23 protein-coding genes are annotated in these 25,737 nt (G+C 73.9%); 16 read left to right on the forward strand and 7 right to left on the reverse strand.

What is annotated here, in order from left to right:
• Positions 1 to 413: 413 nt before the first annotated feature.
• Positions 414 to 1,346 carry a DUF3027 domain-containing protein gene (locus tag AC3CH1_RS11330; RefSeq protein ID WP_488462775.1) on the reverse strand — a complete coding sequence of 311 codons (933 nt, stop codon included), beginning with the start codon at positions 1,344 to 1,346 and terminating at the stop codon, positions 414 to 416.
• A gap of 416 nt (positions 1,347 to 1,762) precedes the next feature.
• On the opposite strand from AC3CH1_RS11330, the gene AC3CH1_RS11335 reads away from it, so the two are divergent.
• Genes AC3CH1_RS11335 through AC3CH1_RS11355 form a run of 5 tightly spaced genes read left to right on the forward strand, consistent with a single transcriptional unit; the run spans position 1,763 to position 5,966 of the window.
• Positions 1,763 to 3,199 (forward strand): MFS transporter, encoded by a 1,437-nt coding sequence (locus tag AC3CH1_RS11335; RefSeq protein ID WP_488462776.1) that lies wholly within the window; start codon positions 1,763 to 1,765, stop codon positions 3,197 to 3,199.
• A gap of 27 nt (positions 3,200 to 3,226) precedes the next feature.
• Positions 3,227 to 3,703 (forward strand): DUF2771 domain-containing protein, encoded by a 477-nt coding sequence (locus AC3CH1_RS11340; RefSeq protein WP_488462777.1) that lies wholly within the window; start codon positions 3,227 to 3,229, stop codon positions 3,701 to 3,703.
• A 54-nt stretch (positions 3,704 to 3,757) separates the two neighbouring features.
• Complete coding sequence (locus AC3CH1_RS11345; protein ID WP_488462778.1) at positions 3,758 to 4,465, forward strand: futalosine hydrolase; 708 nt, start codon at positions 3,758 to 3,760, stop codon at positions 4,463 to 4,465.
• The gene (locus AC3CH1_RS11350; RefSeq protein ID WP_488462779.1) at positions 4,455 to 5,315 is read left to right on the forward strand and encodes a 1,4-dihydroxy-6-naphtoate synthase; all 861 of its coding nucleotides are present in this window, start codon (positions 4,455 to 4,457) and stop codon (positions 5,313 to 5,315) included. The genes AC3CH1_RS11345 and AC3CH1_RS11350 overlap by 11 nt, the downstream gene beginning before the upstream one ends.
• A 27-nt stretch (positions 5,316 to 5,342) precedes the next feature.
• Complete coding sequence (locus AC3CH1_RS11355; RefSeq protein ID WP_488462780.1) at positions 5,343 to 5,966, forward strand: hypothetical protein; 624 nt, start codon at positions 5,343 to 5,345, stop codon at positions 5,964 to 5,966.
• 46 nt (positions 5,967 to 6,012) lie between these two features.
• On the opposite strand, the gene AC3CH1_RS11360 is transcribed toward AC3CH1_RS11355, so the two are convergent.
• Positions 6,013 to 6,396 (reverse strand): cold-shock protein, encoded by a 384-nt coding sequence (locus AC3CH1_RS11360; RefSeq protein ID WP_361875710.1) that lies wholly within the window; start codon positions 6,394 to 6,396, stop codon positions 6,013 to 6,015.
• Positions 6,397 to 6,572: 176 nt separating this feature from the next.
• On the opposite strand from AC3CH1_RS11360, the gene AC3CH1_RS11365 reads away from it, so the two are divergent.
• Positions 6,573 to 6,812 carry a hypothetical protein gene (locus AC3CH1_RS11365; protein ID WP_215107772.1) on the forward strand — a complete coding sequence of 80 codons (240 nt, stop codon included), beginning with the start codon at positions 6,573 to 6,575 and terminating at the stop codon, positions 6,810 to 6,812.
• Between the two features lie 31 nt (positions 6,813 to 6,843).
• Here the strand turns inward: AC3CH1_RS11365 and AC3CH1_RS11370 are convergent, their stop codons facing one another.
• Positions 6,844 to 7,527 (reverse strand): HAD family hydrolase, encoded by a 684-nt coding sequence (locus tag AC3CH1_RS11370; RefSeq protein ID WP_488462781.1) that lies wholly within the window; start codon positions 7,525 to 7,527, stop codon positions 6,844 to 6,846.
• Between the two features lie 166 nt (positions 7,528 to 7,693).
• On the opposite strand from AC3CH1_RS11370, the gene AC3CH1_RS11375 reads away from it, so the two are divergent.
• Genes AC3CH1_RS11375 through AC3CH1_RS11390 form a run of 4 tightly spaced genes read left to right on the forward strand, consistent with a single transcriptional unit; the run spans position 7,694 to position 11,679 of the window.
• On the forward strand, positions 7,694 to 8,734 hold the full coding sequence (locus AC3CH1_RS11375) for a FecCD family ABC transporter permease (RefSeq protein ID WP_488462782.1): 1,041 nt from the start codon (positions 7,694 to 7,696) through the stop codon (positions 8,732 to 8,734).
• Positions 8,731 to 9,828: a FecCD family ABC transporter permease gene (locus AC3CH1_RS11380; protein WP_488462783.1), complete on the forward strand. Its 1,098-nt coding sequence runs from the start codon at positions 8,731 to 8,733 to the stop codon at positions 9,826 to 9,828. The genes AC3CH1_RS11375 and AC3CH1_RS11380 overlap by 4 nt, the downstream gene beginning before the upstream one ends.
• Positions 9,825 to 10,697, forward strand: a complete 873-nt coding sequence (locus AC3CH1_RS11385; RefSeq protein WP_488462784.1) for an ABC transporter ATP-binding protein — start codon at positions 9,825 to 9,827, stop codon at positions 10,695 to 10,697. The genes AC3CH1_RS11380 and AC3CH1_RS11385 overlap by 4 nt, the downstream gene beginning before the upstream one ends.
• Before the next feature lies 1 nt (position 10,698).
• Positions 10,699 to 11,679, forward strand: a complete 981-nt coding sequence (locus AC3CH1_RS11390) for an ABC transporter substrate-binding protein (RefSeq protein ID WP_488462785.1) — start codon at positions 10,699 to 10,701, stop codon at positions 11,677 to 11,679.
• A gap of 127 nt (positions 11,680 to 11,806) precedes the next feature.
• Here AC3CH1_RS11390 and AC3CH1_RS11395 read toward each other — a convergent pair whose 3' ends face one another.
• A complete protein-coding gene (locus AC3CH1_RS11395; RefSeq protein ID WP_488462786.1) occupies positions 11,807 to 13,198 on the reverse strand; it encodes a hypothetical protein in 1,392 nt (463 codons plus the stop codon).
• Between the two features lie 54 nt (positions 13,199 to 13,252).
• Between AC3CH1_RS11395 and AC3CH1_RS11400 the strand changes: the two genes are divergently transcribed.
• The 4 genes from AC3CH1_RS11400 to AC3CH1_RS11415 all read left to right on the forward strand — a co-directional run bounded on the left by AC3CH1_RS11400 (position 13,253) and on the right by AC3CH1_RS11415 (position 18,759).
• Positions 13,253 to 15,727: a helicase-associated domain-containing protein gene (locus tag AC3CH1_RS11400; protein WP_488462787.1), complete on the forward strand. Its 2,475-nt coding sequence runs from the start codon at positions 13,253 to 13,255 to the stop codon at positions 15,725 to 15,727.
• A 321-nt stretch (positions 15,728 to 16,048) separates the two neighbouring features.
• Positions 16,049 to 16,177, forward strand: coding sequence for a hypothetical protein (locus AC3CH1_RS11405; protein WP_488462788.1), 129 nt, complete (start codon positions 16,049 to 16,051; stop codon positions 16,175 to 16,177).
• A 74-nt stretch (positions 16,178 to 16,251) separates the two neighbouring features.
• Entirely contained in the window at positions 16,252 to 17,025 is a 774-nt protein-coding gene (locus AC3CH1_RS11410; protein ID WP_488462789.1) for a YqjF family protein, read from the forward strand.
• A 90-nt stretch (positions 17,026 to 17,115) separates the two neighbouring features.
• Positions 17,116 to 18,759, forward strand: a complete 1,644-nt coding sequence (locus AC3CH1_RS11415; RefSeq protein ID WP_488462790.1) for a DNA repair helicase XPB — start codon at positions 17,116 to 17,118, stop codon at positions 18,757 to 18,759.
• Positions 18,760 to 18,780: 21 nt separating this feature from the next.
• Here AC3CH1_RS11415 and AC3CH1_RS11420 read toward each other — a convergent pair whose 3' ends face one another.
• Positions 18,781 to 18,972, reverse strand: coding sequence for a hypothetical protein (locus tag AC3CH1_RS11420; protein ID WP_488462791.1), 192 nt, complete (start codon positions 18,970 to 18,972; stop codon positions 18,781 to 18,783).
• 375 nt (positions 18,973 to 19,347) lie between these two features.
• Here AC3CH1_RS11420 and AC3CH1_RS11425 point away from each other — a divergent pair, with 375 nt between their 5' ends.
• The gene (locus tag AC3CH1_RS11425) at positions 19,348 to 21,438 is read left to right on the forward strand and encodes a HelD family protein (protein ID WP_488462792.1); all 2,091 of its coding nucleotides are present in this window, start codon (positions 19,348 to 19,350) and stop codon (positions 21,436 to 21,438) included.
• Between the two features lie 52 nt (positions 21,439 to 21,490).
• On the opposite strand, the gene AC3CH1_RS11430 is transcribed toward AC3CH1_RS11425, so the two are convergent.
• Complete coding sequence (locus AC3CH1_RS11430; RefSeq protein ID WP_488462793.1) at positions 21,491 to 22,180, reverse strand: copper homeostasis protein CutC; 690 nt, start codon at positions 22,178 to 22,180, stop codon at positions 21,491 to 21,493.
• Between the two features lie 294 nt (positions 22,181 to 22,474).
• On the opposite strand from AC3CH1_RS11430, the gene AC3CH1_RS11435 reads away from it, so the two are divergent.
• Positions 22,475 to 24,775, forward strand: a complete 2,301-nt coding sequence (locus AC3CH1_RS11435) for a heavy metal translocating P-type ATPase (protein ID WP_488462794.1) — start codon at positions 22,475 to 22,477, stop codon at positions 24,773 to 24,775.
• 51 nt (positions 24,776 to 24,826) lie between these two features.
• Here AC3CH1_RS11435 and AC3CH1_RS11440 read toward each other — a convergent pair whose 3' ends face one another.
• A complete protein-coding gene (locus AC3CH1_RS11440) occupies positions 24,827 to 25,696 on the reverse strand; it encodes a 5-oxoprolinase subunit C family protein (protein WP_488462795.1) in 870 nt (289 codons plus the stop codon).
• Between the last annotated feature and the right edge of the window lie 41 nt (positions 25,697 to 25,737).

Genomic DNA, 25,737 nt, shown 5'->3' on the forward strand with positions numbered 1-25,737 from the left:
CGCGCCGCCTCCGCCGTACCAGCGAGCCCGGCCGGCCCGGGGCCGGCCAGTCCAGCCCGTCCGGCACCTCGGTGACCGGCACGCCCGGCATTCCCAGCCCGTCCGGCGCCCTTGGCGCCCCTCCCGAGGCCGGCCATTCCAGCCCGTCCGGCACCTCGGTGACCGGTACGCCCGGCATTCCCAGCCCGTCCGGCGTTTGAGGACGGAACCCTGGCTCTGGTGAGCGCTCACCAGAAATGGCCCCTGGGGCACAAGCCCCTCGGAGCGGCACCGCGCCCCACGACACCGGTTCCGTCCTCAAACGCCGGACGGGCTGCAAAGGTGCCGGACAGGCTGCAAAGGTGCCGGTCGGGCTGGAGGGACACCGCGATTCCCGGGCACCGCAAGCCCGGTCCCCACAGCGGGCAGGAGCGTCAGGAGTGGCCCAGGTCCTCCGACGCCCCGTCCGTCTCGGCCGGCACGGAGCCCCCGCCGCGCTCCGGCCGCAGCGAGTACGCGTCCACCCGCATCGTGTCCAGCGCGTGCGGCGCCGGCTTCGGCGGCGTCGGCATCACCGCGGCCTCCGAGTGCCCGCCGCAGCCGTACGCCAGCGACACCACATGCCCGTCCGCCGGGCCGAACTCGTTCGCGCACACCCCGAAGGCCTGCTTCAGGGAGCCCGCCATCGGGATCAGGAACGCGCAGCTGACGCACGTCGCCGGGGCCGCCTGGGCCATCGGCGTCTTCGGGCCGAACGCCTCGTCCCAGCGGTCGGCCGCCGCGTACAGCCCGTACCGGGACAGCACCCGCGCCCGGCGCGTACCGAGCTCGTCCGCGACCGCGGCGATGGACCCGCGGCTGGTGGCGGCCACCGGCCGGTCCGTCAGCTCGGCGTCCTCCGAGTCGACCAGCTCCGCCAGCTCACGGGAGACCACGGAGTTCGGCGGCGGCTCGTCCTCACCGGTCCAGCCCGGCTCCAGGCGCAGGTCCTCCGCCTCGGTGGGCAGCAGGTCGCCGGGGCCCATGTCGCCGGGGCGCAGCCGCTCGCTCCACGGCACCCACTCCGGCGCCAGGAGGGCGTCGTCCCCCGGCAGCAGCACCGTTTCGTCCAGGGTGACGTTCTTCGCGCGGGAGGCCCGCGCCACCGTCACCGCCCAGCGCCAGCCCCGGTACCCGGGCTCCTTGGCCTCGAAGTAGTGGGTGACGACCCGGTCCCCCTCGGAGACCACGCCGATGTGCTCACCGACCACACCGGGCGCGGCGGCCTCCTCCGCGGCCGCGCGCGCGAGGTCCACCGCCTCGGCGCACAGGCGGTCGGGAACGGGGGTCCGGGCCGTACGGCTTCGCGTCGTCGTCGCAGCACTCACAGGTCTTCGCTTCTCTCCATACGCCAGTCTCACGAGCGCGCCGGCTGCCGCACGATTGCCGTTTCGGCCAGACAAGTGCGGGCGGAGCGGACCTGGGGGCCGCGTCGACGTCCACACCCGTTGTGCCTGCCTCGGGCGCGCCTTCTGCCACCCATTCTGCGGGATCGCCGAGAGGCGCGCGGCCAAGAACAACCGCCGGTGGCGCGTTACGCACGCTACCCTCTCCGCCGCGCTGCGCCCACCTGCCCGTCCCAAACGTGCCGTATCCGTTCCCGTCGGCTGCCCGCCGATGCCGTTCGGACGCGGGTGGCCGCAGGGCCCCGGTCGGTCCCGGCGCGCTCGTCCGACAGGACGTCACGCGCGCGTCCGCGGCCGATCGCCGTTCATACCGGCCAGGGTTGGGGCACTATGACGGGGTGACTGCCGCCAGGTCGCACGACGGTCCCGGCCCGCTCCGCAGGGCGGGACGGGCGACGGGCCATGTCCTGCGCGCCCCGTTCACCGGCACGGCGCGCGGAATCCGCAAGGCGACGCACGCCCACGGCGCGGGGGAGTCCGGCCTCGGAAAACTGATCGAACTGCACGCGGTGAACGGCGCGGGCGACGTCATGATCACGGTCGCGCTCGCCTCCACCGTCTTCTTCTCGGTGCCCACGGACGAGGCCCGGGGCCGGGTGGCCCTCTACCTCGCCATCACCATGGCCCCCTTCACTCTCCTCGCCCCGGTGATCGGCCCGCTCCTGGACCGGCTGCCCCACGGACGGCGCGCCGCGATGGCGGGCGCGATGCTGGCCCGGGCGCTGCTGGCGATCACCATGTCGGGCGCGGTCGCCACGGGGGGTCTGGAGCTGTATCCGGCCGCGCTGGGCGTCCTGGTTGCGTCGAAGGCGTACGGCGTGGTGCGCAGCGCGGTCGTGCCACGGCTGCTGCCACCGAAGTTCTCCCTGGTGAAGGCCAATTCCCGGGTGACTCTGGCGGGGCTGCTGGCCACGGGGGTGGCGGCCCCGATCGGGGCGGGCCTCCAGACCATCGGCTCACCGTGGCCGCTCTACGGCGCCTGCGCGATCTTCGTCGCGGGCACGTTCCTCGCCTTCACCCTGCCGCCCAAGGTCGACTCCGCGAAGGGCGAGCGCCGGGCGCGGCTGATCGTCCCGCACCACGAGGAAGCCCCTCCGCGTCCCGCCCCCGGCAGGGGCGGCACCCGGGCGGGCCTCCGCGGGCGCGGCAACGGGGAGAGGCCGGCCAAGGAGCGGCCGCCGGGCCTGCGGTCCGTCGGCGGGTCCGTTCTGCACGGGCTCCAGGCCAACGCCGCGCACCGGGCCCTCTCCGGCTTCCTCATCTTCTTCCTGGCGTTCCTGCTGCGCGAGCACCCGCTGGCCGGGCAGAGCGCGGCAATCTCGCTCGGCATCGTCGGCGTGGCGGCGGGCGTCGGCAACGCCTGCGGTACGGCGGTGGGCTCCTGGCTGCGGGCCCGGGGCCCCGAGGTGATCATCGCGACGGTGCTGGGGCTCGCGCTGAGCGCGGCGGTCCTGGCCGCGGTCTTCTTCTCCACCGTGCTGGTCGCCGCGCTCGGCGCGGTGGCCGGCTTCACCCAGGCCCTGTCCAAGCTGTCGCTCGACGCGATGATCCAGCGGGACGTGCCCGAGGAGGTCCGCACCTCCGCGTTCGCCCGGTCCGAGACGTTGCTCCAGATGGCGTGGGTGGTCGGCGGCGCCATCGGCATCGTCCTGCCGCTCAACGCGGTGCTCGGCATGTCGGTCGCCGCGGGTCTTCTCGCGCTCGGCGCGGCCACGTCCGTACGGGGCCTCCTGGGTGCGGCGCGGCGCGGCACGCCGCACCCCCGCGTGGCATGAGCGGAGGCGACCGATAGCCTTCGGCCCATGACCGTTGCGTTCTTCTCCGGTAAGGGCCGTCGAATCGGCGTCGCTCTTGGTGCCGTGTCCGCGGGACTCCTTGTCCTGTCCGCCTGCGACAAGCCGACGCCGCTCGCCACCGTGACGGTCGGCAGCGACTCGGTGAACACCGAGGCCGCCTGCTACAACGACGGCGAGGCGATCAAGGAGTCCCTGATCCAGGGCTGCCTGAACAAGAAGGCCGAGAAGTCCCTCACGGTCTCCATGGACGACAAGGTCCGCTTCGGCGTCGACCCCGAGATCGCCGAGAACGGCTGGACGCTCTTCATCAACGGCCAGCAGGCCGAGCAGGAGCCGTACGACAAGACCTACCGGACGATCCCCGGCAGCGCCTTCTTCGCCAGCCAGACGGGCCAGCCGTCCGACAAGACGAACATCTCCATCGTGGAGACCAAGGGCAAGAAGCTCACGGGCATCTGGCAGTTCGAGCTCAAGAAGGGCTGACCCGCCCCAACCACGAGCGCCCTTCCCCCCGTCCTCGACCCTGAGGCTGTATCCGTGCGTGTGCTGGTCGTGACCGCTGTCCCGGTGGAACGGGACGCGGTCACGCGTGCGTTCGGGGGCACGCCGGAGATTGTGGCGCTGCCGGGGGGCGAGCTGCACCGCGGCGGCGCGTTCGACGTCCTGGCGGGCGGTGCCGGCCCGGCCGCCGCCGCCGCGGCCACCGCCTTCGCCCTGGCGTCGGCGTCCACACCGACATCCACACCGTACGGACTCGTCGTCTCGGCCGGGATCGGCGGGGCGTTCACCCCGCTGACGCCGCTCGGCTCCCTGGTCGTGGCGAGCGACATCGTCGCCGCCGACCTGGGCGCCGACACCCCCGACGGCTTCCTGCCGGTCACCGCGCTCGGCTTCGGCCGGGACCGCTTCACCGCCCCGCCCACGCTCGTACGGGAGGTGGCGGCCGCCACGGGAGCCGCCGCGGGACCCGTCCTCACCGTCTCCACCGTGACCGGCACCGCCGAGCGCGCCGGGGATCTGCTCGCCGCGCACCCGGGGGCGCTGGCCGAGGCGATGGAGGGCTTCGGGGTCGCGGAGGCCGCCGCCCGGGCCGATGTGCCGGTGCTGGAGCTGCGGGCGGTGTCGAACGCCGTGGGCCCCCGCGACCGGGACGCCTGGCGCATCGGCGACGCGCTGGCGGCGCTCCGGGACGTGTTCGGGAAGATCGCACCCGTACTGGAAGGTTGGCACCGGCATGACCACTGAAGCGAACCCGGACGCGATCGAGATCGCCTTCTCGCCCTGCCCCAACGACACCTTCGTCTTCGACGCCTGGGCGCACGGCAGGGTCCCCGGCGCGCCCGTGCCGGCCGTGACCTTCGCCGACATCGACATCACCAACGGCATGGCCGAGCGCGGTGAGCTGGACGTCCTGAAGGTCTCCTACGCGGTGCTGCCGTGGGTGCTCGACGACTACGCGCTGCTGCCGTGCGGCGGGGCGCTGGGGCGGGGCTGCGGTCCGCTGGTCCTCACCAAGGAGCTGGGCCTCGACCTGACCGGCCGGACCGTCGCCGTGCCGAGCGAGCGCTCGACGGCGTACCTGCTGTTCCGGCTCTGGGCGGCGGAGATGGTGCCGGGGGGCGTCGGCGAGGTCGTCGTGATGCCGTTCGACGAGATCATGCCCGCCGTGCGGGACGGCAAGGTCGACGCCGGCCTGGTCATCCACGAGGCCCGCTTCACGTACCGGAACTTCGGTCTGCACAACCTCGCCGACATGGGCCGCCACTGGGAGGACACCACGGGCCTCCCGATCCCCCTGGGCGCGATCATCGCCAAGCGCTCCCTCGGCGAGGAGACCCTGCGCCGCCTGGCCGACACGATCCGCAGCTCGGTCCGCCTCGCCTGGGACCACCCGGAGGTCTCCCGGCCGTACGTCCTGGAGCACGCCCAGGAGATGGACCCGGCCGTGGCGGACCAGCACATCGGGCTGTACGTGAACGAGTTCACCGCCGACCTCGGCGAGGACGGCTACGCCGCGATCCGCGGGCTGCTGACCCGCGCGGCGGCCGAGGGACTCGTACCGCCGCTGGGCCCGGACGCACTCGCGTTTCCCTGACCGAGCGGACCGGAAGGACACTCCACGGTGCACAACACGGCGACCGCGTCGACCGCCCCGTTCACCCTGGCGTTCTGGAAGGACGGCCGCACCCACGAGCGGCGGGCGGGCTACCGGGGCACGGCGGCGGAGTTCGGCGAGATCGTCCTCACCGCGCCGCTGCCCCGGAAACACACCCCGGGCAGCGTGGTCTCCGAGGTGCGCGGCCCGTCGGTCCCCACGGCGGTGTTCGAGACACGCGGCATCCACACCGAGGCCGCCGACCTGCCGACGCTCAACCGCTCGGTCCTCCGCGTCGGCGACGCCATGGTCCACCTGCGGCGCAACCGCTTCGGTCTGACCCGCCGGGCCCGCGCCCTGCACTTCCGGTACGGCGGCGACCACTACCGGCTGCGGGCGGTGAACCGGAAGCAGTTCGTCCTGACCCGCCGGGCCGATGACGAGGACCCCGGCGTGTCCCTCACGGCGAAGCTGTCCGGGCACGGCGGCGGCAAGAGGCTGGTGGTGCGGGCGGCGGGCCGGGCGGTGGCCGCGGACATCGTGCTCGTCACGCTCTTCGCCGGTGTCGACCGCGCGCCGCTGACCCGCTCGGGCGCTGTGCGCGCGGCCCTGGGCAGGTCCACCCGGCTCTTCGCGGAGAGCCAGGCCTGACCCGGCGGGGGCCGCGCTACGACAGCGCCTGGGCGGCGGGCGTCCGCTACACGTCGAGCTGGTCGGCGACCGCCCTCAGCAGGCCCGCGATCTTCGCGCCGGAGGCCTTGTCGGGGTAGCGGCCCCGCTCCAGCTGCGGCGTGATGTTCTCCAGGACCGTCGTCAGGTCCTGCACGATCGACGCCAGCTCGTCCGGCTTGCGGCGCTGCGCGGCCGCGACGGACGGGGTGGGGTCGAGGACCACCACGGAAAGGGCCTGGTCGCCGCGCTGGCCCGCGACCACGCCGAACTCCACGCGCTGGCCGGGCTTGAGGGCGTCGACTCCGGCAGGGAGAACCGACGAGTGGACGAAGACGTCGCCGCCGTCGTCGCGGGAGAGAAAGCCGAAGCCCTTCTCGGGGTTGAACCACTTGACCTTGCCGGTGGGCACGTCTGTCCTCGTCCTCGTACTCGTCGGTGTGCGGAAGAGCCGGTCCCCGGGGAAAACGGCTCCGGATAGCAGTACAGCGGGTCACCGTGACCCGCCCGGTCCCAGGCTAATGGGCCTCGGGCCGGTGACAAGACGTCGCCGGAGAGTTCCTCCGGGCTGGGAACTACCCTGGTCGCGTGAGTACTACTCCTTCAGGCGCAGGTGACCGGCTCGTTCAGGTCGGCGCGATCGTCTTCTTCGTCGGCGCACTGGCCACTCTGGTCACCGTGGCCCCCTTGTTCCTGGGCACGGACCCGTTCCCTCCGGTCGCGTACGCGGTCTGCATGCTGATGGGCGTCGGGTTCCTGATCGCCGGGGCGGGCGTCGTGCGCTCGGCCTGGTCCAACTCCCCGAAACGGGCCGCGAACCGCGCCTGACGCCCCTCCGCCCAACACGGCCCGGTCCGCGTCACCCCACCCGGGCCGCCTCGAAGGCGGCCAGCCAGGCCGGGAAGCCCGTCAGGTCCTCCAGCACCACGTCCGCCCCCGCCGTCCGCAGCTCCGCCGCGTCACACGGGCCCGTCGTCACCGCGACCGACAGCGCTCCGGCGACCCGGGCCCCCCGTACGTCGCCGGTGTGGTCGCCGACGTACACCTGCGCGCCGTGCTCGCGCAGCGCCTCGCCCTTGGCCTCCGCCCACAGGGAGCCGACCACCGTGTCCGGCTCGATGCCGAGGTGGGCCAGGTGCAGCTTCGCGTTCGGCTCGTACTTCGCCGTGACGACGATCGCCCGGCCACCGAGCGCCCGGACCGCCGCCACCGACTCCCGCGCCCCGGCGAGGGCCGTGCTCGGGGCTATCCCGTGGTCCGGGTAGATAGCCCGGTAGCGGTCGGCGGCGGCGACCACCTCGGCGGCCGGGAACCAGTGCGCCATCTCCGTCTCCAGCGGCGGGCCGATCCGGCTCACCACCCGGTCGACGTCGATCTCCACCCCCGTCTCCGCGGAGAGGGCCCGGAAGGCAGCGGCGATACCCGGCCGGGAGTCGACAAGCGTCAGGTCGAGGTCGAAGCCGACCGTCAGAGGGCGCCGGGGGGAGATCGCGGGGGAGTGCTCGAGCGGGTGCTGGGGAGCGTTCTGATCCGTGGAAGTCATGCCTGCCATTGTGCCGACCCGCCGGAGGCTGTTCCGAAGCCCCCGTCGGCGCCGGAATCCGGCCGCTTAGACTGAGACGCGCACTTAGCCAAGCCTTACCGTCCTGGCCCCGCGCCCCGACGTTCCCTCCGTTCCATCACGTCCGCGTCCGTCCCGATTGGGTGAAATGTCAGCGTCAGCGCCCGTGCGGACCGCCGCGCCACCCCGTGCACCCCGCCTCTCCCGACGCGCCGCCTCGACCGCCGGGGCCGTGCTCGCCCTGCTGCTGGCGGTCCTGCTGAGCCTCGCCGTCGGGGCGCGGTCCATTCCTCCGGGCGAGGTGTTCGACGTCCTGCTGCACGGCGGGCACTCCGACGCCGCCGAGGTGATCCGCACGATGCGGGTGCCCCGCACGCTCATCGGGCTGATGGTCGGCGCGGCGCTGGCCCTCGCGGGCACGGTGCTCCAGGGCATCACCCGTAACCCCATCGCCGACCCCGGCATCCTCGGCATCAGCCAGGGCGCTTCGGTCGCGGTGGTGACGGCCATCGCGTTCGCGGGGGTCCACACGCTCACCGGGTACGTGTGGTTCGCCTTCGCGGGCGCGGCGCTCGCCTCGGTCGCCGTTTACGCCATCGCCTCCAGCGGACGCGGCGGCGCGACCCCGGTGAAGCTCGCGCTCGGCGGTGCGGCGATCAACGCGCTGCTGGTGTCGGTGACGGTGGGCATCCTCACGACGAACGCCGCCGCGCTGGACGAGTTCCGCTTCTGGCAGGTCGGCTCGATCGCGGGACGGGAGGCGGACGTCGTCCAGCAGGTGTGGCCGTTCCTCCTCGTCGGGGCGGTCCTCGTGCTCTCCGTCGCCCGCGGCCTGGACGCGCTCGCGCTCGGCGAGGACGTGGCGAAGGGACTCGGGCAGAACGTCGCCGCGGTCCGGATCGTCGGCGGTGTCGGGGCGACCGTGCTGACCGGGGTCGGGGTCGCCGCCGCCGGGCCGATCGCGTTCATCGGTCTCGCCGTCCCGCACATCGCCCGCGCGGTCGTCGGCAACGACCACCGCTGGGTGCTGCCCATGGCGGCGCTGATCGGGCCCGTGATGCTGCTGGTCTCGGACGTCGTCGGCCGGATCGTGTTCCCGCCGAGCGAGGTCCCGGCGGGTGTGATGACGGCCCTGATCGGGGTGCCGTTCCTGGTCGCCCTCGTACGCCGGAAGGCGGTGCCCGCATGAGCGAGACCTCGACGGCCGTGACCGCGCCCGTGAAGGCCGTACGGGTCCGGCCCGCCGGCTACTCCGTCGTGAAGGCCGGTCCGCGCGGCCGGTTCCTGCTGCACCGGCGGGCGTCCGTCGTCGCGACCGCCCTCGTCGTACTCCTGGCCGCCGTCTGCGTCGTCTACCTCTGCGTCGGCGAGAGCTTCGTCGCACCCGGCGAGGTCGTGAAGGTGATCCTCGGACAGCCGTCGTCGGCCGAGCTGGTCGTGGGCACGCTGCGGTTGCCGCGCATGGTCGTCGGGCTGCTGGTGGGGGCCGCGTTCGGGATCGCCGGGGCGCTGATCCAGACCGTGGCCCGCAATCCGCTGGCCAGCCCCGACATCATCGGCATCAGCCAGGGCGCCAGCGCGCTCACGGTCGGTGCGATGACCTTCGGCATCACCTCGTACACCGTCCTGCCCTACCTCTCCATCGTCGGCGGCATCGCGGCGGCGGCCCTCGTGTACGTCTTCGCGTGGCGCGGCGGCCTGCACGCCACCCGCTTCGTGCTCATCGGCATCGGCTTCGCCATCGCGCTGCGGTCGGTGACCCAGCTGTTCCTGACCAAGGGCGACTACCTGGTCGCCCAGCAGGCGCAGATCTGGATGACCGGTTCGCTGAACGGGCGCGGCTGGTCGGAGGCCGCCCCGATCGGCTGGACGCTGCTGATCCTGCTGCCCGCCATCGCCTGGGCGGCCCGCGCGCAGCGCACCGTCGCGATGGACGACGACACCGCCATCGCGCTGGGCGTGCGCCTGGGGCGCGTACGGCTGGGACTCGTCGCGCTCGGGGTGGTCCTGGCGTCCGTGGCGACGGGCACGGCGGGCCCGGTGGACTTCGTGGCGCTGCTCGCCCCGCAGGTCGCCCGCCGGCTGACCCGGACCGCGCAGATCCCGCTGCTGTCCTCGGCACTGCTGGGCGCGGTGATCGTCGTCCTCGGCGACCTGCTCGCCCGCAAGCTGTTCTCGCCCACCGAACTGCCCGTGGGCGTCCTCACGGCGGCGGTCGGCGCCCCGTACCTGATCTGGCTGATCATCCGCGGTCACCGCGGCCGCAGTGGAGGCACCGCATGAGCCCGAGCCCGAAGACCGACACGGCGCAGCGGACCGGCAGGCTCGCCGCACGCTCCCTGACCCTCGCGTACGAGGACCGCACCGTGGTCCACGAGCTGGACCTCACCGTGCCGGACGGGCAGGTCACCGTCATCGTCGGCCCGAACGCCTGCGGCAAGTCGACCACCTTGCGGGCGCTCGGCCGACTGCTGAAGCCGCGCGGCGGGGCGGTCCTGCTGGACGGTACGGAGCTGGCGCGGCTCCCCACGAAGCAGATCGCCCGGTCCATCGGGCTGCTCCCGCAGACCCCGGTCGCGCCCGAGGCGATCAGCGTCTCGGACCTGGTCGCGCGGGGCCGTCAGCCGCACCAGAGCTGGTGGCAGCAGTGGTCGGACGAGGACGAGCGGGCGGTGACCGACGCGATGGCCCGTACCGACGTGACGGCGCTGGCCGACCGGTCGGTGGACGAGCTGTCGGGCGGGCAGCGCCAGCGGGTGTGGATCGCGATGGCGCTGGCCCAGGAGACGGACCTGCTGCTGCTCGACGAGCCGACGACGTACCTCGACATCGCGCACCAGGTGGAGGTCCTCGACCTGGTACGCCAGTTGGCGTCCCCTGCCGCCGACGGCACCCGGGGCCGCACGGTCGTCACCGTCCTCCACGACCTCAACCAGGCCGCCCGGTACGCGGACCGCCTGGTCGCCATGAAGGAGGGGCGGATCGTCGCCGAGGGCCGGCCCGGGGACGTCGTCACCGCCGAGCTCGTCGCCGAGGTCTTCGGCCTGGAGGCGGTGATCGTCCCGGACCCGGTGACGGGTTCGCCGCTCGTCGTCCCGAGTGCCCCCTGGACCCCGTCCCCGCTGGTTTCCCCCTCCCAGAAAGGTCTGTGACATGACTCCCCTCCTCCGCGACCGCCGCCGCACCCTCGTCGCCGGCTCCCTCGCCGTGACCGCCGCGCTCACCCTCGCCGGGTGCGGCTCCTCCGACCCGGCAGCGGACTCCTCCTCCGACTCCCCGGCGAAGACGCGCACCGTCTCCACCGCGAACGGGGACGTCGACGTCCCCGCGTCGCCGAAGCGGGTCGTCGTCCTGGACTCCGGCGAGCTGGACTCCGCGATCACCCTCGGCGTCCGGCCGGTCGGCGCGACGCACTCGGCGTCCGAGGACGCCTTCCCCTCCTACCTCCCCGCGAGCGAGACGAAGGACATCACCCCGGTCGGCGAGATCGCCAACGCGAACCTGGAGTCCGTCGCTGCCCTCGAGCCGGACCTGATCCTCACCAGCAAGGTCCGGGACGGGGAACGCTACGAGGAGCTCAGCAAGATCGCCCCGACCGTGATGACGGAGGCGACCGGCAGCGCCTGGAAGGAGAACTTCCAGGTGCACGCGGAGGCGCTCGGCAAGCAGGCCGAGGCGAAGAAGGTCCTCGCCACGTACGACACCCAGGTGGCGAAGGTGACGGAGGCGCTCGGCGGCAAGGAGAAGGCCGCCGCGACGGACGTCAACTTCGTCCGCTTCGTCGAGGGCGCCGAGATCCGCATCTACGGCAAGCAGAACTACATCGGCTCGATCCTCGCCGACATCGGCACCGGCCGCCCCGCGATCACCGACAAGGCGAAGGACGGGTTCTCGTACGACGTGTCGCCCGAGAAGATCGACCTCGCGGACGCGGACGTCATCTTCACGTCGACGTACGGCGACCCGGGCAAGGCCGGGACGACGAAGACGATGAACAGCGGCCTGTGGAAGGGGCTGAAGGCCGCCAAGAACGACAAGGTCTTCAAGGTCGACGACCGCCTGTGGATCGCGGGCATCGGCTACACCGCCGCCGGCAAGATCCTGGAGGAGTTCGAGACCAGCATGACGAAGTAGCCCCTCGTCCGGCGCTTCGCCGGGGCGGGCCGGGCCCGCCCTCCCAGAAGTACGCCGCCTCCCGGACGCGCCCGGCGCGCGGGTCCTCGGACCCGCCCGGCGCCGGGAGCATGCCTGGGCTGCCGGCTCAGCCGGCCCGCCTCCGCGCCCGCCACACCAGGTAGAGCGCGGAGGCGAGGGCGGCGAGGCGGACGACCACCGGCCAGGTGTCCAGCAGGACGTCCCGCATCGCGCCCTCCCGGATCGGCTCGCCCCAGCGCCCCTCCATCCGCCCCCAGACCCATGCGAGGGCCCCGGCCGCCACCACGCCCGGCAGGCCGAGCGCCGCCCACTTCGCCTCCGTACGGGAGAGGGTGCGCGAGCTGTACGCGATCAGCCAGCCGCCCGCCAGCGGCAGCCAGGAACCGGTGACCACACCGGCGACGAGCAGCACGGCGGCCAGGAGCAGCAGCGGGTGGGCGAATCCGCCGCGGAGGCCGGAGACGGCGGCGGCCTCGGGCGCGGCGACCACTGGGGGCTTGCGGCGGCGGAGCTTCAGGAGCCGCAGGGCGCGGCGGCGGGCGGTGGTCCCGGCCCCGCCTGCCGCCCCGGCCTTCCCGTCCACCTCGTCGGCCCCGCCCGCCGCGCCCTTCTCGTCCTGCCCGTCCTTCTCGGCGGGCCGCGGCCCCCTCCCGAGCAGCTCCGGGGCCTCGATGCCGCCGAAGAACCCGGGGATGGCGGTTCCCTCGTCGAAGGGGCCCGGCTCCAGGCGCCACCAGTCGGTCGCGTCCGCGTCCCCCTGCTGGTCCTGGCCGAGCATGTGCGGGGCGGAGGGGTCGGGCCAGGCGGGGGCAGGGACGCCTTCGTCGTCTGCTACCTGGTCGTCGGGGGCGGCGGCCGGGCGGGGCACGGCTGCGGACCGCGCACCGGACGCGCCGCCGAAAGCACGGTCGGAAGCACCGCCGGGAGCCCAGTCGGAGGCACCGTCGGAAAGGCCGCCTGAAGCCCGGTCGGAGGCACCGCCGGGCGCGCTGCCGGAAACACCGCCCGGAGCACCGCCGCCGCTCTCGGGATCACGGCGCGACGCGCCCCACCCGAAACCGGCTTTCGGCTTCCGGAGGGCCTTCTCCGCCCGGCCGTCCCCCGCCCCCGGAGCGGGCTCCTTCGGCTTCCTCGGCTCCTTGGGCTCCCTCGGCTCCTTGCGGAGCAGTCCGCTCCGGGGCCGGGGAAGCGAGGCCCGCCGCCGCTGCTCGCCGCCCCCCGTCCCCGTCCCGGCGGTGGGCAGCGTGACCGTGCCGTCGGCCGACTCCGCCGCCGCGGAGACCAGTTCGTCCGGGCTGCCCAGCCTGCCGATGATGCGCCGCACGGTCGCCGGGGAGTCCGCACCCTCCACGCCGCGCTGCCGGTCGATCTCGCCCCGGAGTGTCGAAACCAGGCGCATCCGGGCGCCCGACGACAGCTGTTGCTGCTGGGCCAGGTCGCCGACCCGGCTCAAGTAGTCGTAGACGAGCTGGTCGCTCTCGATCCCCACGCGGTGCATCCCCTCTACCGGCCCTGCCCCGACGGTAGCGTTCCAGCGGCTACCGTGGGACGGATGGGGACGACCACACCACCGCGCACGCTCGCCGAAGCCCTGCGCGCCCGGGGCGACGAATCGCTGGCCGGGCTGCTGCGTGCCCGCCCCGACCTCCTCAACCCGGTGCCGAACGACATCACCCAGCTCGCCACACGGGCCGGCACGCGGGCGTCCGTCGTCCGAGCGCTGGAACACCTGGACCGGTTCGCACTCCAGACCGCCGAGGCACTGGCGGTGGCCCCGGACCCGGCCCCGTACGACACACTGCTCTCCCTGCTCACGGGCGACGGGCTGGACGACGGCGACCAGCGCGACGATGCGGGGGCGGCGATCACCGCCGCGCTGCCGGGCGCGCTCTCGACGTTGCGCGAACAGGCCCTGGTCTGGGGCGAGGACGACCGGCTGCGGCTGGTGCGCACCGCCCGGGAACTGCTCGCCCCGTCCCCGCAGCACCCCTCGCCCACGGGCCTGGGCCCCACGGTCGCCGAGGCGACGGCCGGGATGTCACCGGGCCGGCTCCAGGAGATCCTGGCGACGACCGGTCTGCCCGCCACGCACGACCCGGTGTCCGCGGTGGCCGCGCTCGCCGCCCTGTTCACGGACCGGACGCGGATGGCGGAACTGCTGGACACGGCCCCGGTGGAGGCGCTGTCGGTCCTGGACCGGCTGGTGTGGGGCCCGCCGTACGGGGAGGTCACGCCCAACCCCACTCCCCCCGTGAAGTGGCTGCGCGACCGGGGCCTGCTGCTGCCGGTCTCGACCCGCACGGTGGTCCTGCCGCGCGAGGCGGCCCTGCATCTGCGCGCCGGGCGCGCGCACCGCGTACCGGAACCGGTCCCCCCGGCCGTCGCGGCGGCCGCCGAACGCGATCCACAGGCTGTGGACAGGGCGGCGGCCGGGCAGGCGTTCACGGCGCTGTCCACGGTCGAGGAGCTGCTGAAGCTCTGGAACGGCGGCGGCCCCGCGATCCTGCGCGCGGGCGGGCTGAGCGTACGGGAGCTGAAGCGCGCCGCGAACTCCCTCGACGTGACCGAGCCGATCGCCGCGTTCTGGGTCGAACTTGCCTACGCGGCAGGCCTGTTGGCCTCCGACGGGGCACCCGAGGAGCGGTACGCGCCGACGCCGGCTTCCGACGAGTGGCTCGACCTGCCCGCCGAGGACCGCTGGACGCACCTCGCCACCGCCTGGCTCGCCGCCACCCGGACCCCGGGCCTGGTCGGCGGCCAGGACGCCAAGGGCCGGGCGCTGTCCGCACTCGGACCGGAGCTGGACCGCTCGGCCGCCCCCGACGTACGCCGCCGGGTCCTGGCCCTGTTCGCCGAACTCCCGCCGGGCACCGCGCCGGACGCCGAGACGCTGCTGCGAAGGCTGCGCTGGGAACGCCCGTTGCGCGGCGGCGCGGCCCCTTCCGCGGCCTCGACGGAGGGGACGGACCTCCGCTCCCGCCTCGCCCTGTGGACGCTCAACGAGGCGGAGCTGCTGGGCATCACGGGCCGGGGCGCGCTCTCCGCACAGGCCCGCGCGCTGCTGGACGAGGGCCCGGACGCGGCGGCGGCCCTCCTCGCGCCGCTCGTCCCCGAGCCCCTGGACCACGTCCTGCTCCAGGCCGACCTCACGGCGGTGGCGCCGGGACCGCTGGAACGCCCCCTGGCGGAGACGCTGTCGGTCCTGGCCGACGTGGAGTCCAAGGGCGGGGCGACGGTGTACCGCTTCACGCCCGGTTCGGTGCGCCGCGCCCTGGACGCCGGGCAGGCGGCGACCGACCTGCACGCTTTCCTGGCGGCGCACAGCCGTACGCCGGTTCCGCAGCCGCTGAGCTATCTGATCGACGACGTGGCCCGCCGCCACGGCCATCTGCGGATCGGGTCGGCGTCCGCGTACGTACGCTGCGACGACGAGGCGGTCCTCAACGAGATCCTGGCCGACCGCCGCTCCACCGGGCTGCGCCTCCGCCGCCTGGCCCCCACGGTCCTGGCCTCCCAGGCCGACCCCGGCTCCCTCCTGGAGGCCCTGCGCGACATGGGGTACGCGCCGGCCGCCGAATCCGCCGAGGGCGACGTCCTGATCACCCGCGCCGGCGCCCGCCGCACCCCGCCCCGCACCCCTCCGATCCCGGTCCCCGAAGGCCCTCCGGTCCCGGACGACACCCTGCTCGGTGCGGCGGTACGCGCCATCCGCGCGGGCGACACGGCCGCCACGGTGATCCGCAAGGACACGTCCGAGGACCCGTCGCACCCCACGCCTTCCGGCTCCCTCCCCCGCACCACCTCCGCCGAGACCCTGGCCACCGTCCAGGCGGCCGCGATGACGGGCTCCGCGGTCTGGATCGGCTACGTCAACGCGGACGGCGCGGCCAGCCAGCGCGTGATCGCCCCGGTCCGCGTGGAGGGCGGCTTCGTCACGGCGTACGACCACACGGCCGACGAGGTCCGCACGTACCCGCTGCACCGGATCACGGGGGTGGCGGAGCTGGCGGAGGACGGGAAGCCCTGAGGTCCGGCGGCAGTTCGACGTCTGCTTCACCGCCCGGGTCGACCGGCGGCCCCCTGACCGTCTCCGAGGAGAGCACGAAGGTCCGGTTCGTGACACCGGGCGAGCTGGACGCCCTGCCCACGCACCACACCCAGCGCCTCCGGCTGCGCCACTTCGCGGAGGACCGCGACCGGCCCTGTCCCGGCTGAGCGGCAAGCCGTGCGGGCCGCCCGGTGCTCGGGCGCTCAAGGGAAGCTCTGAAGATCACGTCGAGGCTTGTCGCGGGTCGCCCCGCATGACATGTTCACCGTGCACGCCAGTCGATCTGCCCAGGAGACGAAGATGATCGCAACCCTGACCGTCGGCGAGCAGGTCGTGATGGCGATCGTGGCGGTGGCCGCCGTCCTCGGTCTCGCCGTACTCGGCATCCAGCGGGCCAAGCGCACCCGGCAGCCGGGCGAGACCGAGTAACCTCCGCCGCCGGACAGGTTCGTCGGTTGCACGGCCGTGCCGTCCCTGATGACGCGGTCTGCGATGCTGCGGGCATGGCCACAGCCCGCCCCGCCCCTGAGCCGGTGCCGCCGGAGTCCGTGTCGCCCGACCCACCCCCCGCGCCGATGCCCCCGCTGCTCACCCAGTCCTGGCTGGACCTGGCGTTCCTGCACTGGGCGGTCGATCCGGCGGATGTGGCGCCGCTGCTGCCGCCGGGGACGGTGCCGGACACGTTCGACGGGGCGACCTACGTGGGGCTCGTGGCGTTCCGGATGCATCGGGTGGGTGGGCTCGGACTGCCGGGCATCCCCTACCTGGGGACGTTTCCCGAAACCAACGTCCGGCTGTACTCCGTGGACGAGCACGGCCGGCGCGGGGTCGTCTTCCGCTCGTTGGACGCCTCGCGGCTCATCCCGGTGCTCGTGGCGCGGGCCGCGTTCCGGTTGCCGTACGTGTGGTCCCGGATGGGCGTCGAGCGCTCCGGCGACACCCTCACGTACACCAGCACCCGGCGTTGGCCCGGTCCTCGTGGTGCGCGGAGCAGGATCGTGCTGCGGGCGGGGGAGGCGATCGACGAGCCGACGCCGCTGGAGCACTTCCTCACCGCCCGGTGGGCCCTGCACAGCTCGTTCCTCGGGCGGGCCGCCCATCTGCCCAACGCCCACCCCCGGTGGCCGCTGCACCGGGCGGAGCTCCTGGAGTGCGACGAGGAGCTGGTGGCGGCGGGCGGCCTGCCCGCGCCGGCCGGGGAGCCGGTGAGCGTGCTGTACTCCCCGGGCGTCCCGGTGCGCTTCGGGCCGCAGCGCAGGCCGCGCGCCGAAGGCTGACCGCACGCCCACCCCGCCCCGCGCCCCGATGCGGCACACTGGACGTTTGGCCGCAGCCGTGGCCGCACCCCGCAGAAAGGGCCGAAGCGCGTGACCGGACCCCTCATCGTCCAGAGCGACAAGACGCTGCTCCTCGAAGTCGACCACGACCGGGCGGACGCCTGCCGTCGTGCCATCGCGCCGTTCGCGGAGCTGGAGCGTGCGCCCGAGCACATCCACACGTACCGGGTCACCCCGCTCGGGCTGTGGAACGCCCGCGCCGCCGGGCACGACGCCGAGCAGGTCGTCGACGCCCTGGTCGAGTACTCCCGCTACCCCGTGCCGCACGCGCTCCTGGTCGACATCGCCGAGACGATGGCGCGGTACGGGCGGCTCACCCTGTCCAAGCACCCGGTGCACGGGCTGGTGCTCACCAGCACCGACCGGCCCGTGCTGGAGGAGATCCTCCGGTCCAAGAAGGTTCAGCCGCTGGTCGGGGCCCGCATCGACCCGGACACCGTGGCCGTGCACCCCTCCGAGCGGGGGCAGGTCAAGCAGACCCTGCTCAAGCTGGGATGGCCCGCCGAGGACCTCGCGGGGTACGTCGACGGCGAGGCCCATCCGATCGAGCTGGCCGAGAACGGCTGGTCGCTGCGGCCGTACCAGAAGCAGGCCGTCGAGGGGTTCTGGCACGGCGGGTCGGGCGTGGTGGTGCTGCCTTGCGGTGCCGGGAAGACCCTGGTGGGCGCCGGCGCCATGGCGGAGGCCAAGGCCACCACCCTGATCCTCGTCACCAACACCGTCTCCGCCCGGCAGTGGAAGCACGAGCTGGTGAAGCGGACCTCGCTGACCGAGGACGAGATCGGCGAGTACAGCGGGACGCGGAAGGAGATCCGGCCGGTCACCATCGCCACCTACCAGGTGCTGACCACCCGGCGGAAGGGCGTCTACCCGCACCTGGAGCTGTTCGACTCCCGCGACTGGGGCCTGGTCGTCTACGACGAGGTCCACCTGCTGCCCGCGCCCGTCTTCAAGTTCACCGCCGACCTCCAGGCCCGGCGGCGGCTGGGTCTCACGGCGACGCTGGTACGGGAGGACGGGCGGGAGTCCGACGTGTTCTCGCTCATCGGGCCGAAGCGGTTCGACGCCCCGTGGAAGGAGATCGAGGCGCAGGGCTACATCGCGCCCGCCGACTGCGTGGAGGTCCGGGTCAATCTCACCGACGCCGAGCGGCTCGCGTACGCGACCGCCGAGACGGAGGAGAAGTACCGGTTCTGCGCCACCACCGCGACCAAGCGGAAGGTGACCGAGGCGCTGGTGCGCAAGCACCAGGGCGAGCAGACCCTCGTCATCGGCCAGTACATCGACCAGCTCGACGAGCTGGGCGAGCACCTGGACGCCCCCGTGATCAAGGGCGAGACCAGCAACGCCCAGCGCGAGAAGCTCTTCGAGGCGTTCCGCCAGGGCGAGATCAGCGTCCTCGTCGTGTCCAAGGTCGCCAACTTCTCCATCGACCTGCCCGAGGCAACCGTCGCCATCCAGGTCTCCGGGACCTTCGGGTCGCGGCAGGAGGAGGCCCAGCGGCTGGGGCGGGTCCTGCGGCCGAAGGCCGACGGGCACGAGGCCCGGTTCTACTCGGTCGTCGCCCGCGACACCATCGACCAGGACTTCGCTGCGCACCGCCAGCGGTTCCTGGCCGAGCAGGGGTACGCGTACCGCATCGTCGACGCGGACGAGCTGCTCGCCGACGACTGAGGCCCCCGGGAGGGCGGGCGGTCAGCGGTCCCGGCCGGCGACGCCCGCCTCCTCCGCGTACTCCCCCAGGACGACGACGCCGAACGCCGCCGTCACGAACACCTTCACGGCGCGCACCGCGTCGCCGACGCGGTGGGGTCGGTGGTGACCGGTGACCGCGGTCGCGCCGTGCGCGGGGCCGGTCCTGCGTGGGTTCACAGTGGCTGTGCTCATGTATCCATGGTGCTCCCGTCACCCGTTCGGGCGCGTCGGTCCGCAGACGGAACCCCGGGGCCCCGCGGGTAGCCCTGCGGTGCCATGCCGGGGCCCGGCGTCCCCTACGGGTACCCCCGGTACCGCGCCCTTCCGGCGAAGCCGGTATTCCGTTTCGACCGCGCCCCGCCCCGTGACTACAATCACCGGTCTGCCCGCCTCCCGCACCGTGGTACCGGCCTCTCGCTGCCGGCAGCCGGGGGAGCGCCGCCGACCGGACGGAAACCGGTCGGCACCCAAGCGAACCAACCTTCCGAGCGGACCGCCCTGCTCCCGGCTCCGGCCGGCATCGGCGCGCGGTCCGCCGTCCTGCGTTGAAGAGCCGGAGGCAACACCGTGCCCGCGCACGTAGCAGAGAGCGATTCCACCCCCGATCCCACCGGCGCCACCGACCCCTTGGCACACGAACGCGCCCATCTCGCCGCGTCCCGCGCCGCCCTGCGCGGGATGCGCGAGGACGTGCAGGCCCTCGACATCCGCGACGTCACCGCGAACTGGGTCAACGCCGCCGTGCTCCAGTCCCAGATCGACGACCGCGTCAAGGCGCTCGCCGACCTCTCGCACACCCCGCTGTTCTTCGGCCGCCTCGACTACCTCCACGCCGTCGGCGGCGAGCCGGCCGAGGGCGCGGAGGGCGAGCGGTTCTACATCGGGCGCCGGCACGTCCACGACGCCGTCGGGGACCCCATGGTCATCGACTGGCGTGCGCCGGTCTCCCAGCCCTACTACCAGGCGTCCCGCACGAACCCTCGGGACGTGGAGCTCCGCCGCCGCTTCGGCTACACCGCGGGCGAGCTGACCGCGTACGAGGACGAGCACCTCACCGACCCCGCCGAGGCCGAGCACACCAGCCGGCTCCTCCAGGCGGAGATCGAGCGGCCGCGCGTCGGCCCGATGCGCGACATCGTCGCCACCATCCAGCCCGAGCAGGACGAGATCGTCCGCGGCGGCCTCGGCGGGACCGTCTGCGTGCAGGGCGGGCCCGGCACCGGGAAGACCGCCGTGGGCCTGCACCGGGTGGCGTACCTGCTGTACGCGCACCGCGAGCGGCTCGCCCGCACCGGCACCCTCGTCATCGGGCCGAACCGTTCGTTCCTGCACTACATCGAGCAGGTCCTCCCCGCCCTGGGCGAGCTGGAGGTGAAGCAGGCCACCGTCGACGACCTGGTGCGCACCGGCGTCGAGGTCCGGGGCGAGGACGAGGCGGCCACCGCCGTCGTCAAGGGCGACGCCCGCATGGCCGAGGTGCTGCGGCGGGCCCTCCGCTCCCATGTGACCGCCCCCGTCGAGCCCGTCGTCGTGGTGCGCGGGTCCCGGCGCTGGCGCGTGCCCGCGTACGAGGTCCAGGAGATGGTCGACGAGCTGCTGGCCCGCGACATGCGGTACGGGGCGGCGCACGAGGCGCTGCCGCAGCGGATCGCGCACGCCGTGCTCGTACGGATGGAGGAGGCCGGGGAGTCCCCCGACGACCGGGTGCAGAACACCGTGGCCCGCAATCCCGCGGTGAAGGCGGCCGTCAAGGCGGTCTGGCCCGCCGTGGATCCGGCGAAGCTGGTGCTGCGGCTGCTCTCGGACGCGGAGTTCCTGGCCGCCCACGCGGAGGGCCTGCTGACCGAGGACGAGCAGAAGCGGCTGCTGTGGGTGAAGCCCGCCCGCGGTGTGAAGTCCGCGAAGTGGTCGGCGGCCGACGCCGTGCTGATCGACGAGGCGGGCGACCTCATCGCCCGTACGCACTCGCTCGGCCATGTCGTGCTCGACGAGGCGCAGGACCTCTCCCCCATGCAGTACCGGGCGGTGGGGCGGCGGTGCTCGACCGGTTCGGCGACCGTCCTCGGGGACCTGGCCCAGGGGACGACCCCGTGGTCCACGGAGAGCTGGAGCGAGGCGCTGTTCCACCTGGGCAAGGCGGACGCGGTGGTGGAGGAGCTGACCGCCGGTTTCCGCGTGCCGCGCGAGGTCATCGCGTACGCCTCCCGGCTGCTGCCCGTGATCTCGCCGGGGCTCGCGGCGGTGGAGTCGGTGCGTGAGTCGCCCGGTTCGCTGGTCGTGCGGGAGGTGGCTTCGGCGAAGGGGTTGGACGCGGCCACCGTCGCCGCCTGCGAGGAGTCGTTGCGCCACCTGGGGTCGATCGGGCTGATCGCCGCCGACGCCCGGATTACGGCGCTGGGCGCGGCCCTGACGGCGGCGGGCCACGCGTATCTCGCCCCGGGTGAGGAGACGACCGCCGCGTCCCGGCTGACGCTGGTGCCCGCGTCGCTCGCGAAGGGCCTGGAGTACGACTACGTGGTGCTCGACGAGCCGGCGGCCGTGGTCGACGGCGAGCCGGACGAGCGGACCGGGCTGCGGCGGCTGTACGTGGCGCTGACCCGTGCGGTCTCCGGGCTCACGGTGCTGCACGCGGCGCCGTTGCCGCAGGCGCTGGCCTGAGGACCTGCGGTGGGGCGGGACCCTTGCCGTTCCCGCCCCACCGACTCGCGGCTCAGGCGTCCAGCGCCTCGCGCCACTCCCGTACGGCTGCCGCTTCCACCGGGGCCGACCAGCCGCCGGGCCGGGCGGCGCCGCCGATGTGGACGGCGTCGATCCCCGCGGCCAGCAGTCGGGGCAGGTGCCGCAGGTGGAGGCCGCCGCCGACCAGGACCTTCGCCTGGTATCCCGGCTCGCCGGTACGGGCCGCCTCGGCCAGGAGGACCGGGATTCCGGCGTCCACCCCGTCCGGCGAGCCCGCCGTGAGGAACGTGTCGAGGCCCGGCAGTTCCGCGAGCTGCTTGCGCAGGGCGTCGCGGTCGGTGGCCCGGTCGATGGCCCGGTGGAACGTCCACCGGCAGCCGTCCAGCTCGGCGACGAGCCGCTCGACGGCGACGAGGTCGGCGTGGCCCTCCCCGTCGAGGAAGCCGAACACGAACTCGTCGGCTCCCGCCTCCCGCATCTCGCGGGCCTTGCCGACCAGTACGTCGATGTCACCGGCGGCGAAGCCGTCCGCCACCCTGAGCATCACGCGCAGCGGGATGTCCACGGCGGACCTGATCGCCGCGAAGGTCTCCCGCGACGGGGTCAGACCGTCGGCGGCCATGTCGGTGACCAGTTCGAGGCGGTCTGCACCACCGGCCTGGGCAGCGACCGCGTCCTCCGCGTCGAGAGCGATCACCTCCAGGACTGCACGGTTGCTCATGGGTCCCCATTCCTCCGATACGCAGCTATAGGTCTAGTCCAATGGCCAGCCTACGGGTCGGTAGACGGGCAGCGCAGCCCTCTATCTCAACGCACGACCGCGACGACGCGCGAGCCGACCCCGCAAACGAGTGACGCGCGCCGTCGCGCCCGCCGGTGCGGAACGGGCGCACACCGGCGCGGAACGGGCGTATTCGCCGCGCCCAGCCCTTGCACTTCATAGGGGCGGGGGGTATACATGAGGAGAGAAATAGATACCCCCTAGGGGTATTCGGACAGCTTCAGGGAGGACCCCGTGTCCGCGCACTCCGTCACCACCGCCCCCACCGCTGCCGGCTCCGGCGCCGACACCGCCGCGGTCGAGCTCGCGATCGGCGGGATGACCTGCGCCTCGTGCGCGGCCCGTATCGAGAAGAAGCTCAACCGGATGGACGGCGTCGAGGCCACGGTGAACTACGCCACCGAGAAGGCGAAGGTCACGTACCTGGGCGCCGACGTGTCCGTCGAGGACCTGATCGCGACCGTCGAGGCCACCGGCTACACCGCCCGGCCACCCGCACCGCCCGCGTCCACCGCCTCCCCCGGGAGCAAGGGTACGGACCCGGCGGCGGAGGCCGAGGACGACGGGCTCACCTCCCTGCGCCAGCGCCTGGTCACCGCCGTCCTCCTCGCCGTGCCGGTGATCGCGATGGCGATGATCCCGGCCCTCCAGTTCGACTACTGGCAGTGGCTCTCCCTGACGCTGACGGCCCCGGTCGTCGTCTACGCCGCCTGGCCCTTCCACCGTGCCGCCTGGACCAACGCGAAGCACGGCGCGGCCACGATGGACACGCTGATCTCCATCGGCACGTCGGCCGCGTTCCTGTGGTCGTTGTGGGCGCTGTTCTTCGGGACCGCGGGCATGGTCGGGATGACGCACCCCTTCGAGCTGACCATCGCCCGCAGCGACGGCGCCGCGAACATCTACCTGGAGGCCGCGGCCGGGGTGACGGCGTTCATCCTCGCCGGGCGCTATTTCGAGGCACGCTCGAAGCGGAAGGCCGGGGCGGCGCTGAAGGCGCTCATGGAGCTGGGGGCGAAGGAGGTCACGATCCTGAGCGACGGCGTCGAGACGACGATCCCGACCGCCTCGTTGCAGGTCGGGGACCGTTTCCTGGTCCGTCCCGGGGAGAAGATCGCGACGGACGGGACCGTGGTCGAGGGCGCGTCCGCCGTGGACGCCTCGATGCTGACGGGTGAGTCCGTGCCCGTCGAGGTCACCGTCGGCGACACCGTCACCGGAGCCACCCTCAACGCCGGAGGCCGCCTCGTCGTCGAAGCCACCCGCGTCGGCTCCGACACCCAGCTCGCCCGTATGGCCCGCCTCGTCGAGGACGCCCAGAACGGCAAAGCCTCCGCACAGCGCCTCGCCGACCGCATCTCCGCCGTCTTCGTCCCCATCGTCATCGCCCTCGCCCTGGGAACCCTCGGCTTCTGGCTCGGCAACGACGCCGGACTCACCGCCGCCTTCACCGCGGCCGTCGCCGTCCTCATCATCGCCTGCCCCTGCGCCCTCGGCCTCGCCACGCCCACCGCCCTCATGGTCGGCACCGGCCGCGGCGCCCAGCTCGGCATCCTCATCAAGGGCCCCGAAGTCCTGGAGACCACCCGCCGCGTCGACACCATCGTCCTCGACAAGACCGGCACCGTCACCACGGGCCGCATGACCCTCCAGACCACCCACGCCACCGGCACCACCACCGAAGCCGAAGTCCTGCGGCTCGCCGGAGCGCTGGAGAACGCCTCCGAGCACCCCATCGCCCAGGCCGTCGCCATCGCGGCCGCCGACGCCACGGGTCCCCTCCCCACCCCCGAGGACTTCCAGAACGTCCCCGGACTCGGCGTCCAGGGCATCGTCGAGGGCCACGCCGTCCTCGTCGGGCGCGAACAGCTCCTGGCCGAGTGGGAGATCCGTCTCCCCGACCACCTCGCCGAGGCGAAGAAGGCCGCGGAGGCCGCCGGTCGCACCGCGATCACCGTCGCCTGGGACGGCGAGGCGCGCGCGGTGCTGGAGGTCGCCGACGCGGTGAAGGACACCAGCGCCGAGGCCATCCGCCGGCTCCGCGCCCTCGGTCTGACCCCGATCCTCCTCACCGGCGACAACCGGGCCGTGGCGGAGTCGGTCGCGGCCGAGGTCGGCATCGACGAGGTGTACGCGGAGGTCATGCCGCAGGACAAGGTCGACGTGGTCAAGCGCCTTCAGGCCGAGGGCCGTTCGGTCGCGATGGTCGGGGACGGGGTCAATGACGCCGCGGCCCTCGCCCAGGCAGACCTCGGCCTCGCGATGGGCACCGGGACCGACGCCGCCATCGAGGCCGGCGACCTCACCCTCGTCCGCGGCGACCTCAACGCCGCCGCCGACGCGATCCGCCTCGCCCGCCGCACCCTCTCCACCATCCGCACCAACCTGTTCTGGGCGTTCGCCTACAACGTCGGCGCTCTCCCGCTGGCCGCCGCCGGGCTCCTCAACCCGATGCTCGCCGGAGCGGCGATGGCCTTCTCCTCCGTCTTCGTGGTCGGCAACTCCCTGCGACTGCGCACCTTCAAGGGCGCGTGAGGCCCCAAGCACGGCACCTGAGCGCGGGGGGACCTTTCGGTCCCCCCGCGCTCACGCGCGGACGAAACGCAGCCGGGTCCCCGGCACCGCCTGCGCCGCCGCGGCGAGGGCCCGCTCGGGGACGACGCCGACGACCGGGTAGCCGCCGGTCGTCGGATGGTCGTTGAGGAAGACGACGGGCCGGCCGTCCGGCGGCACCTGGACCGCGCCCAGGACCATGCCCTCGCTCGGCAGCTCCCCCGTGCGGGACCGCTCCAGCGCCGGGCCCTCCGTGCGCAGGCCGATGCGGTTGGTGTGCGGGGAGACCCGGTAGGAGGCGGTGAGGAACGTACGGAGCGCGGCCCCGGTGAACCAGTCGTGGCGGGGCCCGGGGTGGACCGGGAGCACCAGCTCGGCGGGGGCCCCGGGCCAGGGAACGGGGCCGGCGGGCGGCGGACCGCCCGACGCCGGATCGCCCAGCGGGAGCACGTCGCCCGCGCTCAGCGGGGCGGGCCCGAGCCCCGAGAGGAGGTCCGCCGAGCGGCTGCCCAGCACCGGTTCCGGCACCAGCCCGCCCGCGAACGCCAGGTAGCCGCGCAGACCGTCGACGGCAGGGCCCGCGTCCAGCACCGCGCCCGCCGGCACCCGCACCGGCGCTCCCCACGCCACCGGCCGCCCGTCGACCGTCACCCCGCAGCCCGCCCCGCCGACCACGGCCACCACCGGCCGGTCCGGGCGGACCGCGCACCCGGTGAGGGTGGTCTCCAGGACGGCGGCGTCCGGCGGATTGCCCACCAGCCGGTTGGCCAGCCGGGCGGCGGGCGCGTCCAGCGCCCCGGCGCGCCCGACCCCGAGGTGCGCCCAGCCGGGGCGGCCCGCGTCCTGCACGGTGGTCAGCGCCCCGGCCCGGACGACGTACAGCCGGAGGCCGACGGGCGGCATCACACGCCCGCCCCGTACAGCCGGAAGCCGGCGAGCGGCGT

Source organism: Streptomyces sp. MGP-P1 (assembly GCF_057766565.1).

Coding starts and splice junctions, on each gene's coding strand:
- AC3CH1_RS11410 (WP_488462789.1), top strand. CDS start 16,252: ATGGCCACAGCCCGCCCCGCCCCTGAGCCGGTGCCGCCGGAGTCCGTG.
- AC3CH1_RS11340 (WP_488462777.1), top strand. CDS start 3,227: ATGACCGTTGCGTTCTTCTCCGGTAAGGGCCGTCGAATCGGCGTCGCT.
- AC3CH1_RS11395 (WP_488462786.1), bottom strand. CDS start 13,198: ATGCACCGCGTGGGGATCGAGAGCGACCAGCTCGTCTACGACTACTTG.
- AC3CH1_RS11420 (WP_488462791.1), bottom strand. CDS start 18,972: ATGAGCACAGCCACTGTGAACCCACGCAGGACCGGCCCCGCGCACGGC.
- AC3CH1_RS11380 (WP_488462783.1), top strand. CDS start 8,731: ATGAGCGAGACCTCGACGGCCGTGACCGCGCCCGTGAAGGCCGTACGG.
- AC3CH1_RS11370 (WP_488462781.1), bottom strand. CDS start 7,527: ATGACTTCCACGGATCAGAACGCTCCCCAGCACCCGCTCGAGCACTCC.
- AC3CH1_RS11405 (WP_488462788.1), top strand. CDS start 16,049: ATGATCGCAACCCTGACCGTCGGCGAGCAGGTCGTGATGGCGATCGTG.
- AC3CH1_RS11390 (WP_488462785.1), top strand. CDS start 10,699: ATGACTCCCCTCCTCCGCGACCGCCGCCGCACCCTCGTCGCCGGCTCC.
- AC3CH1_RS11440 (WP_488462795.1), bottom strand. CDS start 25,696: ATGCCGCCCGTCGGCCTCCGGCTGTACGTCGTCCGGGCCGGGGCGCTG.
- AC3CH1_RS11375 (WP_488462782.1), top strand. CDS start 7,694: ATGTCAGCGTCAGCGCCCGTGCGGACCGCCGCGCCACCCCGTGCACCC.
- AC3CH1_RS11385 (WP_488462784.1), top strand. CDS start 9,825: ATGAGCCCGAGCCCGAAGACCGACACGGCGCAGCGGACCGGCAGGCTC.
- AC3CH1_RS11350 (WP_488462779.1), top strand. CDS start 4,455: ATGACCACTGAAGCGAACCCGGACGCGATCGAGATCGCCTTCTCGCCC.
- AC3CH1_RS11430 (WP_488462793.1), bottom strand. CDS start 22,180: ATGAGCAACCGTGCAGTCCTGGAGGTGATCGCTCTCGACGCGGAGGAC.
- AC3CH1_RS11400 (WP_488462787.1), top strand. CDS start 13,253: ATGGGGACGACCACACCACCGCGCACGCTCGCCGAAGCCCTGCGCGCC.